The sequence below is a fragment of the Tardiphaga sp. 285_C5_N1_2 genome (assembly GCF_052076065.1).
Taxonomy (GTDB): domain Bacteria; phylum Pseudomonadota; class Alphaproteobacteria; order Rhizobiales; family Xanthobacteraceae; genus Tardiphaga; species Tardiphaga robiniae.
The window spans coordinates 1,481,528-1,502,171 of record NZ_CP197241.1 but is presented as its reverse complement, the minus strand read 5'-3'; the positions used below and the strand labels follow the sequence as shown (position 1 = coordinate 1,502,171).

Here is a 20,644-nt window from a genome sequence, read left to right as displayed (position 1 = left end):
AAATACCTTAGGTTGTATTTATATCAGATACATATTGAGGAATCCATTTTGAGGGAGGAACGTCCATGGACAGCGTCATCCAGCAACTGGCACTCGTATCGGAATCCGCGACCATTAGCGCCAGCGACCTGATGCGGGTGGCCGCCGCGCTCCAGAAGCAGGCCAGCCGCGACTTGGCTCCCGTGTGGAATATCTCGGCCACGATCGATGCCTTCGAGAAGCTTGAGGATGTGCCGCTCGGCTACTGGCCCATGGTCGTGAGGGATGACATCGGATACGACGCTGCCGGAATCCATCTCGACAATGACCGCCAGCCGTTTGCGCTGATCAGCGCGTCATCCGATATCGATAACTGGTCGCTGACGGCATCGCACGAGACGCTCGAAATGCTTGTAGACCCCTATGGTGACAGGTTGATTGCCGGAAATTCGCCCAAGAAAGACCAGGGCCGCGTGAGCTTTCTGGTCGAGGTCGCCGATCCGTCGGAGGCTGCCGAGTTCGCCTACACCTGCAACAACGTGAGGGTATCGGATTTCTACACGCCGCGTTACTTCGATCCGGTGGCGGCTTCCGGCGTTCGCTATTCCTTCATGGGTGTCATCAAAGAACCGCGACAAGTGCTCAAAGGCGGCTATCTGTCATGGGTCGATCCGGTCACCTCGCACTGGTGGCAGCAGACCTGGTTCGGCGGCTCCAAGCCCGCCTTTCGCGACCTCGGCAAGCTTGATCCCAAGGCGGGAAGTCTGCGGTCTCAGATCGACCGGCTGTCCACGGCCGAGAGCGCCAGGGCAAACGCGACCAAGCACGCACTGGTCGGCTCCGCGCTCGTGAAGCAGGCAAGTGCGCGGTCCACGGCATCGAAAGCCAGGATGTGGAAGAGCCAGATCGATCAAATCGTGGCGGCACCCAAACCCCGGCAACGCAGGTCGGCAACACGGCGTGCCGGCCCGGCCGCGGCCGACGGCTAGGCGCGGATCGGCCCGGTGCAGGGGAGACTGCATCGGTATCGCCGTCCGACATGCACTGCCTTTCATTTGCCCGAAGGCGGCATATATTTGGGAGACAAGTATTCTGCGCGACGACAACAGGGGAATGCACCATGCCCAATGAAAACTCCGCAGAGAGCATCGCACGCGCGGCGAAGTTGCGGGCGCAGATTGATCGGATGACCAAGCCATCGGCTGAGGTATCCGGGAACAGCACCTCATCGTCCAGCGAGCGCCCCATGTCGCCCCGCGAGTTCATTCAGCGCGAAATGGACCGGCTCGATAGGAAGGAGTAGCGGGACGGCGGCCGTTGCCGGCCATCGCTGCGCTCGAACCCATGTGACGACCGGTTGCTAGAACCAGATCTGCATCGGCAGGCCTTGCGTGTCGCGCGGTGGCTCGCCTTCGGGGACACAGCCCACGCAATCGCGCGCGGCCAGCGCCACCGCACAGGCATCGAGCACATCATCCCGCTTTGCGCCGGTGCGCGTGCGCTTGCCGATCAGCCAGTCGTCGAGATCGCTGAAGCCGTTCACCATCAGCAGATGACGACGCAGCGCGAGCCCCTCCTCCGCATGTTTGGACGGCAGCGGCACATCGCCATTCAGACGGAGAAAGACAAGTTCAGGATGCGCTTCGCGGATATCGAGATCGCGGTGCTCCAGCACGAAGCCATCGACCTCCATGATCTTCGGTCCGAGATGCCAGAGCTGGCGCGAGACCTTCTTCTGCCCGCGTTTGTCCGCTTCCGCATTGGCAAGATCGGGATCGCTGAAATCCTGCCACAGCCAGCGGCGCCCACCGGAAAAGACGCGTGAGCCATGCGGACTGAGCTTCTTGCGCGCGAGTTGATCGCAGCAGCGCACACCGTCATCGCCGAGACCCATGGGAATATCGATGGCCGCACGGGCAAAGCGCTGCGTCGCAAGCCAGGAGATATCGCTGATGAAATCGATGGAGCGGTGGTCGCCGTCGAGTGTGACGGCGACCCAGCCTTTGCTGAAGCCATCGAGGCCAATGAAGGTCACGACATCCTCTCAGCCGTCATTGCGAGGAGCATCTTGCGACGAAGCAATCCAGTCTTCGCTTGTAGCTTTCTGGATTGCTTCGCTGCGCTCGCAATGATGCCAAGAGGTCGCAGCATCAACCGAGGTTCAATTCCTTGAAGAAGTCGTTGCCCTTGTCGTCGATAATGATGAAGGCCGGGAAATCCACGACGTCGATGCGCCAGATCGCTTCCATGCCGAGTTCGGGATATTCGACCACCTCGACCTTCTTGATGCAGTGTTCGGCGAGGTTTGCCGCCGAGCCGCCGATCGAGCCGAGATAGAAGCCGCCATGCTTCTTGCAGGCCTCGCGCACCGCAACGGCGCGATTGCCCTTGGCAACCATCACCATGGAGCCGCCTGCCGCCTGGAACTGATCGACGAAGGAATCCATGCGGCCGGCCGTGGTCGGGCCGAACGCGCCGGAGGCATAGCCTTCGGGCGTCTTGGCGGGGCCGGCGTAATAGACCGGGTGGTTCTTGAAGTAATCCGGCAGCGGCTCGCCCTTCTCCAGGCGATCGCGCAGCTTGGCATGCGCCGAGTCGCGCGCGACGATCATGGTGCCGGTCAGCGACAGGCGCGTCTTGGTTGGGTAGTTCGACAGCGTCGCCAGAATGTCCTTCATCGGCTGATTGAGATCGATCTTCACAACCTCGCCGCCGAGCGCCTGCTCCACCTGCGGCAGATACTGTGCGGGGTTATGCTCGAGCTCTTCGAGATAGACGCCGTCCTTGGTGATCTTGCCGAGCACCTGGCGATCCGCCGAGCACGACACGCCGAGCCCGATGGGCAGCGACGCGCCGTGGCGCGGCAGGCGGATGACGCGAACGTCGTGGCAGAAATACTTGCCGCCGAACTGCGCGCCGACGCCGGACGACTGCGTCATCTTGAGGATTTCCTGCTCCATCTCGAGATCGCGGAAGGCGTTGCCATCCGGCGAGCCCTGGGTCGGCAGCGCGTCGAGATAGCGGGCCGAAGCGAGCTTCACGGTCTTCATGCAGAGCTCAGCGGAGGTGCCGCCGATGACGATGGCGAGGTGATACGGCGGGCACGCGGCGGTGCCCAGCGTCATGATCTTTTCCTTCAGGAAGGCCAGCAGGCGATCCTTGGTCAGAACGGATGGCGTCGCCTGGAACAGAAAACTCTTGTTGGCGGAGCCGCCGCCCTTGGCCATGAACATGAACTTGTAGGCGTCATCGCCCTCGGCATAGATCTCGCACTGTGCCGGCATGTTGTTGGCGGTGTTCTTCTCTTCATACATGGTCAGCGGCGCGACCTGCGAATAGCGCAGGTTGCGGCGCAGATAGGCGTCGCGGGCGCCTTCCGAGAGTGCCGCCTCATCGTCGCCATCGGTGATGACGTTGCAGCCCTTCTTGCCCATGATGATCGCGGTGCCGGTGTCCTGGCACATCGGCAGCACGCCGCCGGCGGCGATGTTCGCATTCTTGAGGAAGTCGAAGGCCACGAACTTGTCATTCGGGCTGGCTTCGCTGTCGTCCAGGATGTTGCGCAGCTGCTGCAGATGGCCGGGGCGCAGATAGTGGTTGATGTCGCCGAACGCGGCCTCCGAGAGCGCCTTCAGCGCATCCCGCGACACCACCAGCATGTCCCTACCCAGCACTTTCTCGACCCGCACGCCCTCGGTGGTGACCTTCTTGTAGGGGGTGGTGTCTGCGCCCAGCGGAAACAGCGGGGTGTGCTTGTAGGGCGGGACGGGCTTCGGATCAGGGAAAGCGGTGGGAGCGTTCATGGATGGGGCCTCAAAAAGGGAGGGAATTTGAGGCCCTTGTAGGCGGTTTCCGGACAGTTTTGAAGGGTTCAAAACAGGGGGACAGGCCCGCAATCGCGGGGATAATCCCCCTGTTCCAGCAGTAACCGGCTGCGCCCGCCGCGCCTTGCATAAAGTGGCGTCCCGCGTTTCAGTGCGACCGGGGATTGAGGAGAATCTGGAATGTCCATCGACCGCCTGCGCGGCATTTTTTCGGCTGTGGTACTGCTCGCCACCATAACCCTTGCCGCTTCGCCTGCCCGCGCCGACCGCTGCGATGATCTCGCGCGGCAGCTCAAGAGCCAGATCGACGGGCTCAGCGTCGGGCGCACCGCAGCCAATGTGATCTACCTGTCGCATCCGGCGGCGAAGCAGTTGCGACTTGGCTGCGCCAGCCGCAATTTCAGCAACGAGCTCTATGCGGCGTCCGCGACCCGCAAGCCGGCGCCAGCCTTCACCGATCTCGTCGCCAGTGCGGCAGCCGTCATCTTCACGATCCCCAAGCCGGATACGGTGAAGGGCACCACGCGATGTCTCGGCCGCATGGGGATTTTCCGCGGCGATGACGTCAAGCTCCGCTATCGCCGGCTCGACCTGCGCTGCACCCGCAACAAAACATCGGCGAACATCACGATCTCCCGCGGCAAGGACGAATGAGTATTTCGTTTCAATTGTAGTGAAGTCCTGGACGGCGCGTTTACCACCGTTTCCGATCCGCCCCGATTGCTGCAAATTGCAGCGCCTGATTTACCAACTCCTTGTTGGCGCACACCCCATTGTCCGACTGCAAGAGTTGTGAAACAGGGAATTTGTAATGAGCGTTTCAAGCGTGAGCAGCGCACCACCGGTCGCAGAGGTAAAGCCGATCGAGGCAAAGCCGCCGGAGCCGAAGAAGAACGACGACAACGACAGCCGCACCGCGCCGCCCCCACCGCGCGCAGCACTGCCGCCCGGCCAGGGCACCCGGATCGATCAGCTCGCTTAACTCGGCACCGTCGGACAGAGACCAGCCGCCGGTCGCGTTGACGCGAGGCCTGCCCCATCACTGCCGCGAATCTGGTATCGGATGCGGGCCGAAGGAGGCCCGACATGATCGCTCGCCTCGTGATACGTACGCTGGTCTGGTTCGGCGTGATCGGCGCCGTTTTGTTCACCGCCGCCGGGACCTGGCAATGGCCGGCGGCGTGGTCATTTCTGCTCTTCATGATCCTGCTCGGCCTTGGCGGTGGCCTGTGGCTGATCCAGATCGATCCCGCACTGTTTGAAGAACGCATGCGCCCCATGGTACAGCATGGGCAGCCCACAGCGGACCGCGTCTTCATGGTGGCGTTCTTTACCGTGGCACTGGTCTGGCTGATCGTCGCAGGGCTGGATCAGCGCTTCAACCTGTCGCAAATGACAATTGGCATCCAGGTGGCGGGCACGGCACTCGCACTCACGGGAATGGCAATCTCATTCTGGGTACTGCGTGAAAACAGTTTCGCCGCACCGGTCATCAAGCTTCAACGCGACCGCGGCCAGCACGTCATCGATACCGGTCCCTATCATCTCGTGCGTCATCCCATGTATAGCGGCGCCATCCTGTTTTTCCTCGGCACATCCCTCTGGCTTGGCTCGTGGTGGAGTACCGCGCTGACGCTGATCCTGGCCGTGCTGCTCGCATGGCGCACGACGGCCGAAGAGCATACCTTGCGGGACGGTCTCCCCGGCTACACCGACTATACGACGCGCGTCCGCTATCGTCTGTGTCCGGGGCTCTGGTAACCTCGCCACGCGAGCCGCGCGGCGTTATTTGTCCAGCGCCTTGTAGTGCCGGAAGATGCCATCCTTGTTGAAGGCAATGCGGCGGTCGCTGTCGAGATAGGCCTTGATGTTCGGGCGAACCGCCACGCGGTTATGCAAATCGATCAGGCGTGGGATCTCCCGTTCGAATTTTTTCATGCGTTTCGGAAATGCGTAGCGCAGTCCTTCAACGACCTGGAACAGTGACAGATCGACATAGGTCGCCTTGCGGCCGGTGACATAAGCGCCGTCGCCGGCTTTCAATATCCGCTCGAAATAGCCGAGATATTTCGGCACGCGCTCCTTCAGGAATTCGGCACTGCGCCTTTTGGCCGGGCCTTTCTGATCCTCGTAATAAAGCGACACGCCGATCGGGTGATGGGTGTCGTGCACTTCGGCGATGAAATCGGTGATGGTCAGTTGCAGCTCATGCAGTTGCAGCCGCGCCGCTTCGGACTTCGGCGCCAAGCCATGACGTGGGCCGAGATAGAACAGGATGTTCGCTGTCTGGCCGATCACCATATTGCCCGCCTTGAGGAATGGCGGCGCAAATGGCGGAATGCCTTTCTTGCTGTCGAGCATCCTGGTCATCGCGGCCATGCCGCCCTTGCTGCGCGCCATATCGCGGTAGTCCGCGCCGGCATCTTCGAGCGCCAGGCGCACGAATTCGCCGCGGCCCTGGATCGTCGGCCAGTAATACAGCTCATATCGCATGCGGAACCTCGCCAAATGCCGCGTCAGGGGTGCCAGGGTAACTGCTCACCGCGGAATTCGTTCGCCGCGCGGGTCCGGCGAGAACTCCGCGCCGTCGTCCAGCTACCGCCGCAAAACGCGCCACGGCCGGGACAGGCCCGGCCATGGCGGAGTGTGTTGCTGCTCGTCTATCGCAATAGAACTCAATTCGACGCGAAGCAGTACAACAGCCCGTCACCGCCGGTGCTCTTCAGGTCGTTCTGCGAGCAACCGCCATCAGGGCCGCGCGACGGATGCGAGGTGTTCCATGACTTGGACGGCGGTTCTTCGTTCAGCCCCGTACGATCGATATGACCGACCATGGCGGCCCCCTGGGTGCTGCTCGTCCAGTTCTTGCAGGTGCGATCCTCGCCGGCGGCGAAGGCGGTGCCATCGGCCTGCGAGCCGGTCAGCACGTCATGGCGATTCGGCGTATCGCCGCGGCCATTGATGACCTCGCCCTTCTCGCTGAGCGAGGTCTGCTTGGAGAGGTTGTTGCTGGCGCCGTGCAGGTCAGCGACATCCTTGGCGACGACGACGCCCTTGGCATTCTTCCACGGCCCGTTGCCGATCCGGTCCTTGGCATTGATCGCAGGCTTGCCGTCGGCGGCCTGCGTCGAGAGATAAGCGCGCCATGTCTTGGCGCCCGCGCCTGCAGCCTGCGCCAGCGTCTGGCAGTGATTGTCAGCACCGGCGAGGCCACCGAGATTGCCGCCATTGCCGATGCCATTGCTGGTGACGAAGAAGCTGGTATCCGCGCCCTGCGCGAACGATGGCGACGTTGCTGCGAGCGAGACGGCGACAGCACCGGCGCATAGGCCGAGACGGGTCATGGTCGAGAGAATAGTGGGCATCGATTCCTCCAATTTGTTTTTGTAGCCACGCAACGCCAGTCGCGATGGGACGCAACTGACCAACACGTCATCCGGCGGATTATTCCCGCTCTCTTATTGAGATCATCGCCTGGTAATGCACACGCATGAGGCCAACAAAAAGCGCCGCGGAATGATCCGCGGCGCTTGTCCGATTTCGATGACGCAAGGCTTACGCCTGCTGGATCGCCGACAGTTCCCAATCGGCCCCGCGCGGGCGCACGAAGGTCCAGATCTCGGTCGCTTCGATCGGCGTTTCGCTGCCAGCCACCAGACGATTGGTGCCACGCTCCAGCGTCTTGTCGACCAGCGAGAAGCGCATTGCGACGCTCGCATAGTCGGTGTCGCCTTCGCGCCAGGCTTCCGCCAGGTCGCCCTGCAGCAGCTTCACATCCGACACCTTGTTGATGTCGTTGCGGGCCTTGTTCTCGGCGAGGTCCTTGGCGAAGTACGACACCATTTCCGGCGTCGACAGCTTGCCGAGCTTCTCGACATCTTCGTTCGACCAGGCGGCCTGCACGTCGCTGAGCAGCTTCTCGAAAGCTTCGTAATCCTGCGGCGCGATCTCGATCGGCTTGTCATTGTTCGAGCCGCCGAAACCGAAGCCACCGAGACCACTGCGCTGGGTCGGCTGTGCGCCATAACCCTGCTGCGCCTGGTTCATGTGTGCCTGGTTCTGGTCGGGACCATTGGCCGGGCCGGTATAGGCGGAGCTAGCCGGACCGGCATAGGCCGACGCCGTCTGGTTGCGACGCTGCCACCAGGACATTGCGAGGCGGACGACGATGATGATCAGGCCGACCTGCAGCAGCAGGCCGATGATCGACGAGATACCGCCGAGGCCGCTGAACAGACCGCCGCCGAACAGCATGCCGAGCAGGCCTGCGCCGAGGAAGCCGGCAGCAAGGCCGCCGAGCATGCCCATGCCCGGACGGTTGAAGAAACCGCCCTTGCTGGCTGCGCCCGTGGTCGCGCTGTTCATGCCGGGCGAACCCGGCTGTTGCATGGTGCGGTTGAACGGCTGAGCCGCGTTAGGCGCCGTCGACGTGCTCGGCGGGGCCGAGAACGTGCGGTTGCCGCGCGAGCCCGAGCTGCTGCCACCGCCAACGCGGGCGTCGGCAGAGGAGATTGCAATTGTGAGCGGCATCGCCAGCGAAAGGACGACGGCCATCGTCTTGACGACGCCGCGCATGCTGAACGTGAAAGTCATGGTCATTCCCTCAATCCCCGGCAGGGGGAAAACACCCCTAACATGGCTACCCCAGCCTAAAAGGGAAGCACCGTTCGAGGGTAAACGCTGCGGCCCTCGGTCGCGGCTTGTCATTGAACCTTTGGCGCAAGAGTCATCTTGCTTTCAAACACTTATGCTGCATTGCGGGGTGAATGCGCATTAGAAGGCAGGATGGTATTGCCAGCGGCGCTCCGTTAATTCGGCGCCATGGTCTCCTTGACCTTGGCGATCAGCGCGCTGAGCGCAAACGGCTTGGCCAGGAAGGCGAATTGCTGGTTTTCCGGCAGGCTCTTTTCGAAGGCTTCCTCGGCGTAGCCTGACACGAAGATGATGCGAATATCCGCATTGCGGGCGCGCATCTCCTTCAGCAGCGTCGGTCCGTCCATCTCCGGCATCACCACGTCGGAGACCACGAGATCGATGGCGCCGTTCTGCTCGTCGAATAGCTCCATCGCTTCGACGCCGTTGCCGGCTTCGACCACCGTATAACCGCGCGAGCGCAAACCGCGGGCGTTCAGCGCGCGCAGGCCTTCTTCATCTTCGACCAGCAGGATGGTGCCCTGCCCGGTCAGGTCCGCGCGCGGCTTGGCGTCGGCAGCGGCTTCCTTGGCGGCGACGGCGGCCGCGATCGCCGGGTCGGGAGCAACTTCCTTTTCCTGATGATGGCGCGGCAGGAAGATGCGGAACGTGGTGCCTTTGCCCGGCTCGGAGTCGACATAAACGAAACCGCCGGTCTGCTTGACGATGCCGTAGACCGTGGAGAGGCCGAGGCCGGTGCCCTTGCCGACATCCTTGGTGGAGAAGAACGGTTCGAAGATCTTCTCCACGATATCGGCGGGAATACCGGTGCCGGTATCGCTGACATCGATACGCACATAGTCCGATGGCGGCATGCCCTTATAGGACAGTCGCCCGGCTTCCTCGGCCGAGACGTTGACAGTGCGCACAGTCAACGCGCCGCCGTCCGGCATCGCGTCGCGCGCATTGACCGCGAGATTCACGATCACCTGCTCGAATTGCGAGATGTCGACCTTCACCGGCCACAGATCGCGGCCGTGCACGACTTCGAGTTTGACCTTCTCGCCGATCAGGCGCTTCAGCAGCAGATCGATATCGGACAGCGCATCGCCGAGATTGAGCACGGTCGGGCGCAGCGTCTGGCGGCGCGAGAATGCGAGCAACTGGCGCACCAGCGTCGCCGCGCGCGTCGCGTTCTGCTTGATCTGCATGATGTCCTGGAACGACGGATCGGTCGGCTTGTGCGCGTTCAGCAGGAAGTCGTTGGCCATCATGATGGCGGAGAGCACGTTGTTGAAATCGTGCGCGATGCCGCCGGCCAACTGGCCGATGGTGTCCATCTTCTGCGCCTGGTTGACCTGGTTCTCGAGCGTGCGGCGCTCGGTGGTCTCCAGCATGTAGACGATGGCGGCTTCGGTCTCGCGTTCGTTCTCTTCGACAGCGGTGACGAAGAACTGTCCCCAGCGTTCCTTGGCGCCTTCCAGGAGCGCTTCCACCGGCGGGATATCGCCCTGCCCCTGGGCGGCGTGGCCGATGGCCGCGACGAGCTGGTTGCGGTCGCGGTCGCTGACTGCGGCCAGGATCGACTTGTTGACCGCGCCTGATGTGTTGAGGCTCTGCGCCAGTTTGGCGAAACGGGCATTGCCGCGCACCACGGTGCCGTCGCGATCCACCGTCGCAATCGCCATCGGCGTATGATCGAAGAAGCGCATGAAGCGCACTTCGGCGGCGCGTTGCGGATCCGAGCGCTCGTCGCGCGCGCGCGAGATCACGAGGGTGCGCGATGCACCCGGCACCCCATCGGCGCCGAAAGCGAGCTTATGATAGAGCCGCACCGGCATGGTCTTGCCGTTGCGCATGCGCAGGTCGATGTCGAAGACTTCGGTTTTGACCTCGCCGGGCATCGGCACGATCGACGTCAGCAACGAGGCGCCGTCGCCAGAGACGATGTCCGTGAGCTTCAGACCGCCGGAGCCGATCTCGGCAAGATCGTGATCGAGCCAGTTCGCCAGTGTGGCGTTGACATAGACCAGCTCGCCCTTTGGATTGACCGAGAAGAAGCCGCAAGGCGCGTGATCCAGATATTCGATGGCGTGCTGCAATTCCTGGAATACGTCTTCCTGGCGTTGCCGATCGCGGGAAATATCGGCCACCGACCACACGGTGGATTTGGCCTCGCGCTTGCCCTCACCTAGTGGACGCACGCGCATGCGCAGCCAGCGGCCATGCGTGCCATCGGGCGCTGCGACACGGACTTCCTCCTGCTGGCGCTTGCCCTCGCGGGCGGCCTTGAGCAGGCGAAACACCGCTTCGGAGACATCGGGATTGCCGATGAAAACGCGCTCGACCGGCCGCGCATCCTGCGCGGAGGCCGCGCCGGTCAATGTGAGATACGCAGCATTGGCATAGACCACATGGCCCCGCGCATCGGTGACCGCGATACCGTCAAAGGCGTGATCGGCCACGGTGCGCATAATCGGATCGTCGGAGGTGCGATCGGCAAAGCGGACAATACCGGCGGCAAAGGCAAACAAAACGAACAGGCCGACCATCGCCAGCAGCGCCAGCAGGCCCAGAATATAAGGCTGCGCCTGGGCGCGGCCGAGAGTCATGAATGCCACGGCGCAGGCGATGATCGCGGCGGCAATCAGCAGCACCAGCACGATGCTGCCGCTGCGCCGGGCCGGCTCGTGCAGAACCGGATTCTGCGCCGTCATCGATTGGCGATCGTGGTCGGTCTCGGCAGTCATCGGACGGTTCGTCGCCTGTTGGCAGTTGCGGCAGCGCGGGTTTGCGCGCCTCCTGAGTGCATCAATCGGCTGGCCTTACGCAAGCGCCGCGTCGGCCTATTCGCTTCCAATCCGCCGATTCGCAACACGTTCCCGGCCCCTTGCCCGGCCCTTTGCCAGGCGCTTCCCCGAATCATGACGGGCGCCCGGACAGGCCGCGCTTCAGGCCCATGACGTAGCCAATGACTTCGGCCACCGCATGGTAGTGTTCGCCCGGAATTTCCTCGTCGATCTCGACGGTGGCGTAAAGCGCGCGCGCCAGCGGCACGTTCTCGACGATCGGAATGTCGTGCTTGCCGGCAACTTCCCTGATCTTCAGCGCGATGTTGTCGACGCCCTTGGCGACACAGATCGGCGCGGTCATACCGCGCTCATAGGACAGCGCCACGGCGTAGTGCGTCGGGTTGGTGATGATCACCGACGCCTTCGGCACCGCTGCCATCATGCGCTTCTTCATGTTCTGCTGACGCAGCTGCTTGATCTTGCCCTTGATGTGGGGGTCGCCCTCGGACTGCTTGTATTCTTCCTTCACTTCCTGCAGCGACATCTTCAGCTTCTCGTACCAGGTGCGGTACTGGAAGAAGAAGTCGGCGATGGCGACGAAGGCGAGCATCGCCACCACCGAACCCATCAGCTGCAGTGTCAGCGATGTGGTGATGCCAAGGATCGCCGACGGATCGATATGGATCAGCGCATCGAGACGAAAACGCTCGGGCCACAGCACCGCGCACATCACGGCGCCGAGCAGGACGAGCTTGAACAGGCCCTTCAGGAAATTGGCTAGCGCCTGCTTGCCGAAGACACGCTTGGCGCCTTCCATCGGCGACAGCTTGCTGAACTTGGGCACCAGACCTTCGGTGGAAAACACCAGCCGGTGCTGGATCAGATTGCCCGCGAGCGCGGCGATCACGAGAAACAGGATCGGCATGCCCATGGTGGACAAGATGGACATGCAGAGGCTCTTGGCCAGCAGCAATAGTCCGGGCCCGTCCGTCCGTATCATCCAGGAATTTTGCAGAAGGTTTTTAAGCGGCGTTTGCAGGCCGCCGCCGACCGAGCCGTTGAAGGTCGACAAGACCAGCGTCGCACCCGCCAGCAGGAACCAGGTATTGACCTCCTGGCTTTTAGCTACGTCGCCGCGTTCGTGAGCATCGTCGAGCTTTTTTTGCGTGGGGTCATGTGTCTTCTCGGAATCGTCGTCGGCCATCCGCGCGCCCCTATATCCGCGGCATCATTTGTTGCATGACGCCGGTGACGTATTCGAGGTAGGTCCCCATCATGGTTGCGAGCACGACGGCGAAGATCAGGAATCCGATCATGATCGAAAGCGGTACACCGACGAAATAGACCTGCATCTGCGGCATCAACCGTGCCAGCACGCCAAGCCCCATGTTGAAGACGAGGCCGAACACCAGGAAAGGCGCAGCAAGCTGCGTGCCGATCTTGAACGCCGCCGCGAAGGCATTGGTCGCGAGCTTCGCCACATCGCCCGTCGACATGATCTCGCCGGGCGCGAAAACCTTGTAGCTGTCATTAATGGCGGCGATCACGAGGTGATGCGTATCGGTGGCGAACAGCATCGTGATGCCGAGCATCGTGAGAAAATTGCCGATCAGCACGCCCTGCTGACCCTGCGTCGGATCCACCGAGGTGACGAAGCCAAGACCGAGTTGCTGCGCAATGATCGATCCGGCGACCTGCAGCGCCGACAGCGTGACGCGCGCGGTGGCGCCGAGCACGACGCCGATGATGATCTCATGCACCAGCAGAACCAGCATCGGCACGATCGATCCCATATCGACGTTATAGGCGCCGCGATGCGCCGGCAGCATGAGAAGGGTCAGTCCCAATGCGATCGACAGCTTGGCCCGTGCGGGAATGTTGGTTTCGCCAAAGCCCGGCATCAACATCACCATCGTACCGATGCGGGCGAAGGCCAGCATGAAGGCAGCGGCGAGAGCGGGCAGAAGCGAGACATCGATGCGCATACGGGATTGTGCATCACCCCCCGATGATTCGCGACGATATCCGCAACATGTAGCTTGACAATGCGTCCCCCATGAACGGGAGCGTCAGCATCATGGTGGCAAAGACCGCGAGAATCTTCGGCACGAAGACCAGCGACTGTTCCTGGATCTGGGTCAGCGCCTGCACCAGCGACACCACGACGCCGACCAGGAGGCCCACGACCATCAGCGGACCGGACACGATCACAATCGTCCAGATCGCATCGCGGGCAACGTCGAGAGTTTCGGGGCCGGTCATTGCAGTAATCCTTGTGTTACGCGGTGTCGTGATGAGGAGGATCAGATCGGCATCTTCATGATGTCTTCGTAGGACTGGATGACGCGATCGCGCACCGAGACCAGCGTCGACACGGCGACGTCGGTTTCCGCAACTGCCGTGACCACGTCCATCACATTGGCCTTGCCGTTGGCCATTGCGATGGTCTGCGCATCCGACTTGCGGCCGGAATCGAGCACGCTGCCCAGCGCGTCCTTGAGGACCGCGCCGAACGACTGACCACCACCGGCGTCCGCCGCCTTGTTGAGACCGCCACCGACGCCGCCGCCGGCGTCCATGATGCGCGAGAGGGCCGAGTAAGCATTGGCGGCGACAGAGGGAGTTGCCATGGTTCAGCTGTCCTGTTCAGGCCTTGAGGATGTCGAGCGTGCGTTGGATCATCCGGCGCGTGGCGCTGATGATGTTGAGATTGGCTTCGTAGGAGCGCTGCGCTTCCTTCATGTCCGTCATTTCCACCAGCGAGTTCACGTTGGGGTATTTGACGTTACCGGCGGCATCCGCCGCGGGATTGCCGGGCTCGTAGCGCGTGGGAAACGCAGATTGATCCGGCCTGATGCGGCCCAGGCCGACGATGCGGGCATCGAGCGAGCGATCCAGCTCGGATTTGAAGGTCGGCACCTTGCGGCGATAGGGGTCTCCGCCCGAAGTCTGCGCTGTGGACTGCGCGTTCGCGATGTTTTCCGAAATCACCCGCATGCGTCCTGCTTGGGCGCGCAGACCGGAGGTCGCGATGCCCATGGAGCGCGAGAAGTCGCTGATATCGTCTGCCATGATGAGCTCCCTTTATGCGCGCGGCGGCGTCAGCGCTTGCCGATAGCGGTCTTCAACAGACCGAGGCTGCGGGTGTAGAGCGAGGTTGCGGCGGCATAGTCCATCTGGTTGGCCGAGACCTTGAGCATCTCGTCTTCCAGATTGACGGCATTGCCGGCGGGCCGGGTCTCGTAGCCGACCCGGCTGTTCTGGTTGAAAGAGGCCGAGCCTCCGGTCGGCAGGATGTTGGTGCCGGCCGCGCGCATCATCGGCAGCGAGCCCATACCGCCGGCGGTGACGGACGTGTTCCCGGCCTTGTCGAATTTCGGTTCCACGAGATCGCGGGGGCGGAAGTTCGGAGTGTCCGAATTCGAGATATTTTCGGCCAGCACACGCTGGCGCTCCTGATGCCACTGCATCTTGGTGCGCAGCGCCGACAACATCGGCATGTCGCTGATCGCCATCGGCCTTCTCCGCCCGCCCGGACGGAGTGTCCTGAGCTAGGCAGAATTTGCCGCCTGCATGGTTAATACGAAGTTAATTTCCGGCGGCACTTGTTACCGAACCGTAAATGAATGCTGCAAAATTGACGTTTTTCGCAACTGCCAACGCTTTTTCGCCTGAATTGGCCGATTAACCATCCCCATCGGCCATACGACGGGGCGGCAGAAGTCGTTTTGGCTGCAGCGATTCATAGTTTATTATTAACCAACGGCAGGTTCTGCCGTGGGGCGTTAACAGATGGGGCGTGATTCACGCTGCGTGCGGGGCGTGCGGGGGTATGACACCTCCAGCTCTGGACGTGGACGTTGCAGCCACCCTGTCTGGCTGGGGACTTTATGATGCAATCATCGGTGCAATTTATCTTGGCCTTCGTTGTCGTGCTGGCGCTGATCGGGCTTACCGCCTGGCTGGTGCGCCGATTCGCCGGCAACCGGCTGGGCAACAACACCAGCCGCGGGCGCTTGCCGCGGCTCGCGGTGATCGATGCCGCCGCCGTGGACGGCCGCCGCCGCCTGGTGCTGGTCCGCCGCGACAATGTCGAACATTTGCTGATGATCGGTGGCCCGTCGGACATCGTCGTCGAGCCCAATATCGTCCGCGCCATGCCCGGCCGCGAGCAGGCCCCGCAGCGCGGCGGCCTCGCCGCCGATGTGGCAAGCCGTGGCCCATCGCTGCCTGAAGCCCCGAGCTGGGCAGAGAGCAACGAGTCCGGCTTCGATTCCGAACCGCATGTGCCGGAGCCAGCGCCGCGTCCCGCGCGCCCCTCCTTTATCGAAGAGCCACGCCGCCCGGCCGCGCCTTTGCCGGAGCGTCGGCCCGATCCGGTCGCCAGCCTCGCGCCGGAACCTGCGCCGCGCCCCGAACCGGCGCCACGCAATGACCTTTTCCCGCAGCGACCGATTCCGCGAAGTGAAATGCCACGTGCCGAGATGCCACGTAGCGAGCCGTTGATGCCGCGCCCGATGCGTGCCGATCCGCCGATCCGCACCACGCCGCAACCCCGCACGCCGGACCGTCCCGTCGCAGCAGCACCGACACCGCCCGCTCCGGTTGTTGCTGCCCCGGCGCCCGCCCCGGTCGTCGTGCCACCCGCACCGGTCCCTGCACCCGCTCCGGCAGCCGCCGTGTCGTCTGCTGATCAGAACCTCGCCGATATGGCGCAGCGCCTCGAAGCAGCCTTGCGCCGTCCTGCCGGCGAAACCCGTCAGGATGCGCCTGAGCCCCGGGTCGGCGCTCCGTCGGTGGCGCCTGAGGCACCATCGATCCGTCCGGCTTCGCGGTCGCCGGAAGTCTCGATCGCCAGCCCTGCCCGTGCGGAGGCGCCGCCGGTCGTCCCGCCGGTCAAATCGGGTTTTGAAAATCTCGAAGACGAGATGGCCTCCCTGCTGGGACGGCCGAAGTCCAGTTCGTGAGTTCGGCGAACCTCCCGCGTAGAGTATTTTTCCTTTCAGTTCTGATCGCCGCCGGGACCCTCACAGGTCCCGCGATGGCGCAGGACATCAGCATCAATCTCGGCGGCGGTGGCGGCGGCGTTACCGAACGTGCCGTGCAGATGATCGCGTTGTTGACGGTGCTGTCGATCGCACCGTCGATCCTGATCATGATGACGTCATTCACACGCATCGTGGTCGTGCTGTCGCTGCTGCGCACCGCATTGGGTACAGCGACGGCTCCGCCGAACTCGGTGATCATCGCGCTGGCGATGTTCCTTACGGCTTTCGTGATGGGACCGGTGCTGCAACGTTCCTATGACGACGGTATCAAGCCGCTGATCTCCAACGACATCACCGTCGAACAAGCTTTGGTGCGTGCATCCATTCCGCTGCGCGGCTTCATGCAGAAGAACGTGCGCGAGAAGGATCTCAAGCTGTTCATGGACTTGTCGGGCGAGCCAGTTCCAGCGACGCCTGACGACCTGTCGCTCCGCATCCTTGTGCCGGCCTTCATGATCTCCGAGCTGAAGCGCGCTTTCGAGATCGGCTTCCTGCTGTTCCTGCCCTTCCTGATCATCGATCTCGTGGTCGCCTCGGTCTTGATGGCGATGGGCATGATGATGCTGCCACCGGCGGTGGTGTCACTGCCGTTCAAGCTGATCTTCTTCGTGCTGGTGGATGGCTGGTCGCTGGTGGCCGGCAGCCTGGTACAGAGTTACGGGCAGTAGCGAAGCTCGCCCCTACCGCGTCATCTCGATCTTGCGGACATTGACGACCGGCTGCGGCTTCAGCGAGCCGGTCGGCATCGGATCCGCACTGGCACCCGGCAGGATCGCCTTGGCGCTACTTTCGGGGAAGCGCGTCTTCATCTCGCGCAGGAAGCCGTCGAGCGTATCGACGGACGCGGCCATCTTGGCAATGGCGGCGAATTCCGAAGAGTTGGTCGAGGTCGGCTTGCTCGCGGTGTCGAAGGCGATCTTGTCGGCACCGACATTCATCAGCGGCGCATACTTTTCGCGGAAGCGCGCGAGACCGAGGGCGTCTTCCGCCAGCGCATAACCCACGACCGCACGGATGATGTCGCTCTTTTCGCTTGGCGTCAGCGGCGAGAAATCCCGCCAGCGGTCGCCATAATAGAGTTCGATCTGCTCGGAGGCCTCGCGCCAGCGCCGCGACGACCAGTAGATATCCGAGCGGAGCCGGATCGCTTCGCGCCCGGTGACATGAGAGATGATGTCGAGAGCCAGCTCACGGCGGCCGATGTCACTCTGCGCCCGCGCCTCGAGCAGCAGCCGCTGTTGACGCAGCTCGCCATTGAGATCGGCGATCCGCGTAGTGCGCAGCGCGGCGATGGCGCGGTCGGGCTTGCGGCTCATCAGATAGACCATCGCCAGACGCGCAGCGACCTGCGAGCGTGCAGCGCCTTCGAGACGGTGATCGACCTGATACTGCAGAAGCTCGGCGGCCTGATCGAGCAGATCGACGGCCACGAGACGATCTGCAAGACGGCGGATCATTTCGTCGCCGCGGCGGCCGATCGGGGTCAGCTCACGAAACTCGTAGAACATCGCCAGCGCATCGACCGGCGGCAGGCTGTCGCCCTTTGGCGACAGATAAATTTGCGAGAACAGCGCTTGCGCCTCGTCCTGCACCTGGCGCGCGGCTTCGCTGTTGGCCTGGCGCTCGGTGGCCGTGCGGGCGGCCAGCAGCGAGTCATTGTAGCGCCCGAGTTCGGCATACATGCGCGACAGGATCTGCAGCACCTGCACTTCCGTGCCGTCGCCGCGCCATGTCACCGCCAGAACTTCGAGATCATGCAACGCGTCCTCGCCGCTGATCTCGTTGCGCTTCTGGCGCAAATTGATTTCGCGCAGCTTGGCTTCCGCTGCAGACTGACGATCCACCGAACCGGTGACATCCTGATACTTCGACAGCGCGTCCTTCTCCCGGCCAAGCGCCTCATCGAGCCAGCCGCTGAGAAGCATGGCCGCGGGCTTGATCTCCGGCGAGATGCCGACCGTTTCGAGCTCACTGCCGCGCGACGACGCGCCGGCATAGTCCTTGACCTCGAGCGAGGCCCGCAGCGCGAGCATCAGGGCCGCACGCTGCAGATCGGCCGGCAGCGCGGCGAGCGTGAACTCGGCATTCTTGAAACGCTCGCGCGCCTCGACCCATTTTTCCTGCTTGGCGTAGGCGAGCGCCTTCCACAATTCACCATCGTAACCCGGCCCGAGCACCGGATTGGCGATATCCTTCAGGGTTTGTTCGGGACGCCCCATCATCGCGCTGGCCACCGCATGAACGATCAGCGCGACAGGGCTTTCCTCGCCGACCTTGGTGTCCGCGATCGCGAGATCGGCGACGCCCTTGGCCTCGTGGTACATGCCGCGTGCCATGTAGAATTTGGCCAGATCCATCCGCGCCTGCGGCAGCGAACTAGCTTCGGCTGATGACATCGCGTCGATCAATTCGTCGAAGCGCGCGTTGAACGGGCCTTCCTGATCCTTGCGCCACTGGCCGACATCGAAGATCGGCCGGGCGACCGTCGAGGCGCGCTGCGGCGCCGCATCAGCTGCCGACAGCGTCAGGCCGCCGGGCTTGGTGAGCATCACCTTGTCGATACTGGCTTCAACGGACACGTCGTCGGAGTTCACCTGAACCACCACGCCGTGAATCGATTCCAGCAACGAGAATTCAACGAAGTCCTGGCGACGGATGAAGCCGCGCGATGGTGGCAGCGCGGTGATGATATTGAGCGTATCGCCGGCATCCGGATCAACCAGGCGATGCTTGAGACCGGGCTTGGCCAATGGCACCTGCACGCTGGCGCGCGAGGGATCGGCAATGTTGCGCACGGCGGACAGCGGCTGCGACGGCGTCTGACGTGTATCGGCCAGCATCAGCGACCAGGCCTGTCCCGCGCCGGCAGGATCGTCGGTCGTGAGCGAAGCTAGTTGTGGGCGATTAAGGCGGATGCGGATCGCCTGCCCCTTCTCCAGCGGGATCGTGCTCACATCGGCAATGATCGATCCGCTATCGCGGCGGATCGGCGCGGTGTCGATGGGCCGCGTCGAATCTGCCACCAGCCACAGGATATCGCCGCGGCGAAACAAAGCGACCGGCGTTTGCGATGGAAAGGCAAAGGCTATGCGCACGCCGTCGCTGCTGCGCTTGACCTCAACCGGCATGCCCGCCGGTTCGGTCGACGCAGCAGCAACGGGTGCAGCAGCAGTGGCCGCCGCAACGACAGGCGCAGGCGGCGGTGTTTCTTTGACAGGAGCTACGACAACAGGCTCGGCTGCCGGCGCAGGCTTGGGTGATTCAGCGACCTTGGCCGCCTCGGGCTTTGGCTCTTCCGGCTTCGCTGCCGCGACGGGCGCTGCCGGTGCAGCCGTCGCAACCTCGACCTTCTTCTCCGGAACGATCTCTTTTGCGATCGTCTCGGAGGTCGGCGGCACGATCTCACCGGAGCGCTGTGCCGGAACGCTGGCGGGCTTCTCGACCTCGGGAGGCTTCGCCGCGACCGGCGGTTTCTCGTCCGCAGGAGCGGCCACCGGCAGCTTGGCCAGCGGCGACGGCTTTTCATTCTGCTGGAAGCCGATGTCGACGACGTAGCTCTTGTCCTCGCGGAACGACTTCACATCGACGTCGCCGATCAAGCCGATCTCAACGGCGGTCCGGTTGCCGTCCATCGCCTGACCGATCGATGCGACATTGGCGGGCGCAGACAGTTTGGCATCGGCGAGATCGAACACCAGACCGGCATTGAAGGTCAGCGTCAGCGTCTTCTCGTTCAGCACTGACGACACACCGACGCCGCCGGTCTCGAACACGAAACGCACGAAGGTCGGCTGCACGGATGCGCGCACGCGGATCGGCGGCTTCTTCTGGCTTTCCGCGGCAGCGCGTTGCTGTCGCAAGGCGCGCTCTGCCGCGCGCGCACGCTCCGACAATTCCTTGACCACATCCTGCGGCAGACCGGGCGGCATGCCCTTCCAGGTGTCGGGCAACAGATCGATGAAAATGCGCTCGCCCGCCGTCATCGAATTGACGGTCACCCTGCGTGACAAAGCGAGGCGGATCGCCGTGCCATCGGGATCGCGGCGTGCGGAGCCAATATAGTCGGGGGCCGCGTCGCCGAGAATCTCGACAGGAATATCGACCGGCCGCTTGAAGCGAATGACGAGAATGGTGCCGGCCTGCGTCACCTCGGACTCCACGTCCTCGGCAAGCTTCAGCACGATGCGGCCATAGCCGCCCGACGTACCCATGCTGGCGGTGCCCCTCACCGCTTGCGCAGATGCGGCATCCGGGAACGACAGCGCAAGACAGACAATGCCCGCGAAGACCGCACAACGTCGAACGGCCCGCGTCCATGCGCGAGCTTGCGTCCAACATGCAACGGCAGCCGTCCGTGCCATTCAGAAGT

General features: G+C 63.1%; 19 protein-coding genes. 6 read left to right on the top strand and 13 right to left on the bottom strand.

Features of this window, described 5'->3' with window-relative positions:
• Positions 1-65 precede the first annotated feature (65 nt).
• Positions 66-968, top strand: coding sequence for a hypothetical protein (locus AB7951_RS07030; protein WP_199712096.1), 903 nt, complete (start codon positions 66-68; stop codon positions 966-968).
• Between the two features lie 371 nt (positions 969-1,339).
• On the opposite strand, the gene AB7951_RS07025 is transcribed toward AB7951_RS07030, so the two are convergent.
• Both AB7951_RS07025 and AB7951_RS07020 read right to left on the bottom strand, forming a co-directional pair.
• Entirely contained in the window at positions 1,340-2,014 is a 675-nt protein-coding gene (locus tag AB7951_RS07025; protein WP_120291356.1) for a DUF429 domain-containing protein, read from the bottom strand.
• Between the two features lie 115 nt (positions 2,015-2,129).
• A complete protein-coding gene (locus tag AB7951_RS07020) occupies positions 2,130-3,782 on the bottom strand; it encodes a fumarate hydratase (protein WP_089265165.1) in 1,653 nt (550 codons plus the stop codon).
• A 201-nt stretch (positions 3,783-3,983) separates the two neighbouring features.
• Between AB7951_RS07020 and AB7951_RS07015 the strand changes: the two genes are divergently transcribed.
• From AB7951_RS07015 to AB7951_RS07005, 3 genes are all read left to right on the top strand, one after another.
• Positions 3,984-4,457 carry a hypothetical protein gene (locus AB7951_RS07015; RefSeq protein ID WP_120291358.1) on the top strand — a complete coding sequence of 158 codons (474 nt, stop codon included), beginning with the start codon at positions 3,984-3,986 and terminating at the stop codon, positions 4,455-4,457.
• A 157-nt stretch (positions 4,458-4,614) separates the two neighbouring features.
• The gene (locus AB7951_RS07010; RefSeq protein ID WP_170849544.1) at positions 4,615-4,785 is read left to right on the top strand and encodes a hypothetical protein; all 171 of its coding nucleotides are present in this window, start codon (positions 4,615-4,617) and stop codon (positions 4,783-4,785) included.
• Between the two features lie 104 nt (positions 4,786-4,889).
• Complete coding sequence (locus tag AB7951_RS07005; protein ID WP_120291360.1) at positions 4,890-5,564, top strand: methyltransferase family protein; 675 nt, start codon at positions 4,890-4,892, stop codon at positions 5,562-5,564.
• 24 nt (positions 5,565-5,588) lie between these two features.
• On the opposite strand, the gene AB7951_RS07000 is transcribed toward AB7951_RS07005, so the two are convergent.
• The 10 genes from AB7951_RS07000 to flgB form a co-directional block, all read right to left on the bottom strand.
• Entirely contained in the window at positions 5,589-6,296 is a 708-nt protein-coding gene (locus AB7951_RS07000; protein WP_439061801.1) for a glutathione S-transferase, read from the bottom strand.
• A gap of 182 nt (positions 6,297-6,478) precedes the next feature.
• Positions 6,479-7,168: a lectin gene (locus AB7951_RS06995; protein WP_439068563.1), complete on the bottom strand. Its 690-nt coding sequence runs from the start codon at positions 7,166-7,168 to the stop codon at positions 6,479-6,481.
• 190 nt (positions 7,169-7,358) lie between these two features.
• Positions 7,359-8,396, bottom strand: a complete 1,038-nt coding sequence (locus AB7951_RS06990) for a Tim44 domain-containing protein (protein WP_120291871.1) — start codon at positions 8,394-8,396, stop codon at positions 7,359-7,361.
• A gap of 215 nt (positions 8,397-8,611) precedes the next feature.
• Entirely contained in the window at positions 8,612-11,185 is a 2,574-nt protein-coding gene (gene cckA, locus AB7951_RS06985; RefSeq protein ID WP_120291364.1) for a cell cycle histidine kinase CckA, read from the bottom strand.
• 172 nt (positions 11,186-11,357) lie between these two features.
• Entirely contained in the window at positions 11,358-12,431 is a 1,074-nt protein-coding gene (flhB, locus tag AB7951_RS06980; protein ID WP_089265170.1) for a flagellar biosynthesis protein FlhB, read from the bottom strand.
• A 10-nt stretch (positions 12,432-12,441) separates the two neighbouring features.
• Positions 12,442-13,212, bottom strand: a complete 771-nt coding sequence (gene fliR, locus AB7951_RS06975; protein WP_120291366.1) for a flagellar biosynthetic protein FliR — start codon at positions 13,210-13,212, stop codon at positions 12,442-12,444.
• Positions 13,213-13,225: 13 nt separating this feature from the next.
• Positions 13,226-13,489 (bottom strand): flagellar biosynthesis protein FliQ, encoded by a 264-nt coding sequence (gene fliQ, locus AB7951_RS06970; protein WP_068735669.1) that lies wholly within the window; start codon positions 13,487-13,489, stop codon positions 13,226-13,228.
• A gap of 41 nt (positions 13,490-13,530) precedes the next feature.
• Entirely contained in the window at positions 13,531-13,857 is a 327-nt protein-coding gene (gene fliE / locus AB7951_RS06965) for a flagellar hook-basal body complex protein FliE (protein WP_068735666.1), read from the bottom strand.
• Positions 13,858-13,873: 16 nt separating this feature from the next.
• Positions 13,874-14,299: a flagellar basal body rod protein FlgC gene (flgC, locus tag AB7951_RS06960; RefSeq protein WP_089265171.1), complete on the bottom strand. Its 426-nt coding sequence runs from the start codon at positions 14,297-14,299 to the stop codon at positions 13,874-13,876.
• Positions 14,300-14,328: 29 nt separating this feature from the next.
• Positions 14,329-14,742: a flagellar basal body rod protein FlgB gene (gene flgB, locus AB7951_RS06955; RefSeq protein WP_093756616.1), complete on the bottom strand. Its 414-nt coding sequence runs from the start codon at positions 14,740-14,742 to the stop codon at positions 14,329-14,331.
• 375 nt (positions 14,743-15,117) lie between these two features.
• Between flgB and AB7951_RS06950 the strand changes: the two genes are divergently transcribed.
• Together AB7951_RS06950 and fliP are read left to right on the top strand one after the other, a co-directional pair.
• On the top strand, positions 15,118-16,194 hold the full coding sequence (locus AB7951_RS06950) for a flagellar biosynthetic protein FliO (protein ID WP_199712097.1): 1,077 nt from the start codon (positions 15,118-15,120) through the stop codon (positions 16,192-16,194).
• Positions 16,191-16,943 (top strand): flagellar type III secretion system pore protein FliP, encoded by a 753-nt coding sequence (gene fliP / locus AB7951_RS06945; protein WP_089265173.1) that lies wholly within the window; start codon positions 16,191-16,193, stop codon positions 16,941-16,943. The genes AB7951_RS06950 and fliP overlap by 4 nt, the downstream gene beginning before the upstream one ends.
• A 12-nt stretch (positions 16,944-16,955) precedes the next feature.
• Here fliP and AB7951_RS06940 read toward each other — a convergent pair whose 3' ends face one another.
• Positions 16,956-20,636: a tetratricopeptide repeat protein gene (locus AB7951_RS06940; RefSeq protein ID WP_439061803.1), complete on the bottom strand. Its 3,681-nt coding sequence runs from the start codon at positions 20,634-20,636 to the stop codon at positions 16,956-16,958.
• Between the last annotated feature and the right edge of the window lie 8 nt (positions 20,637-20,644).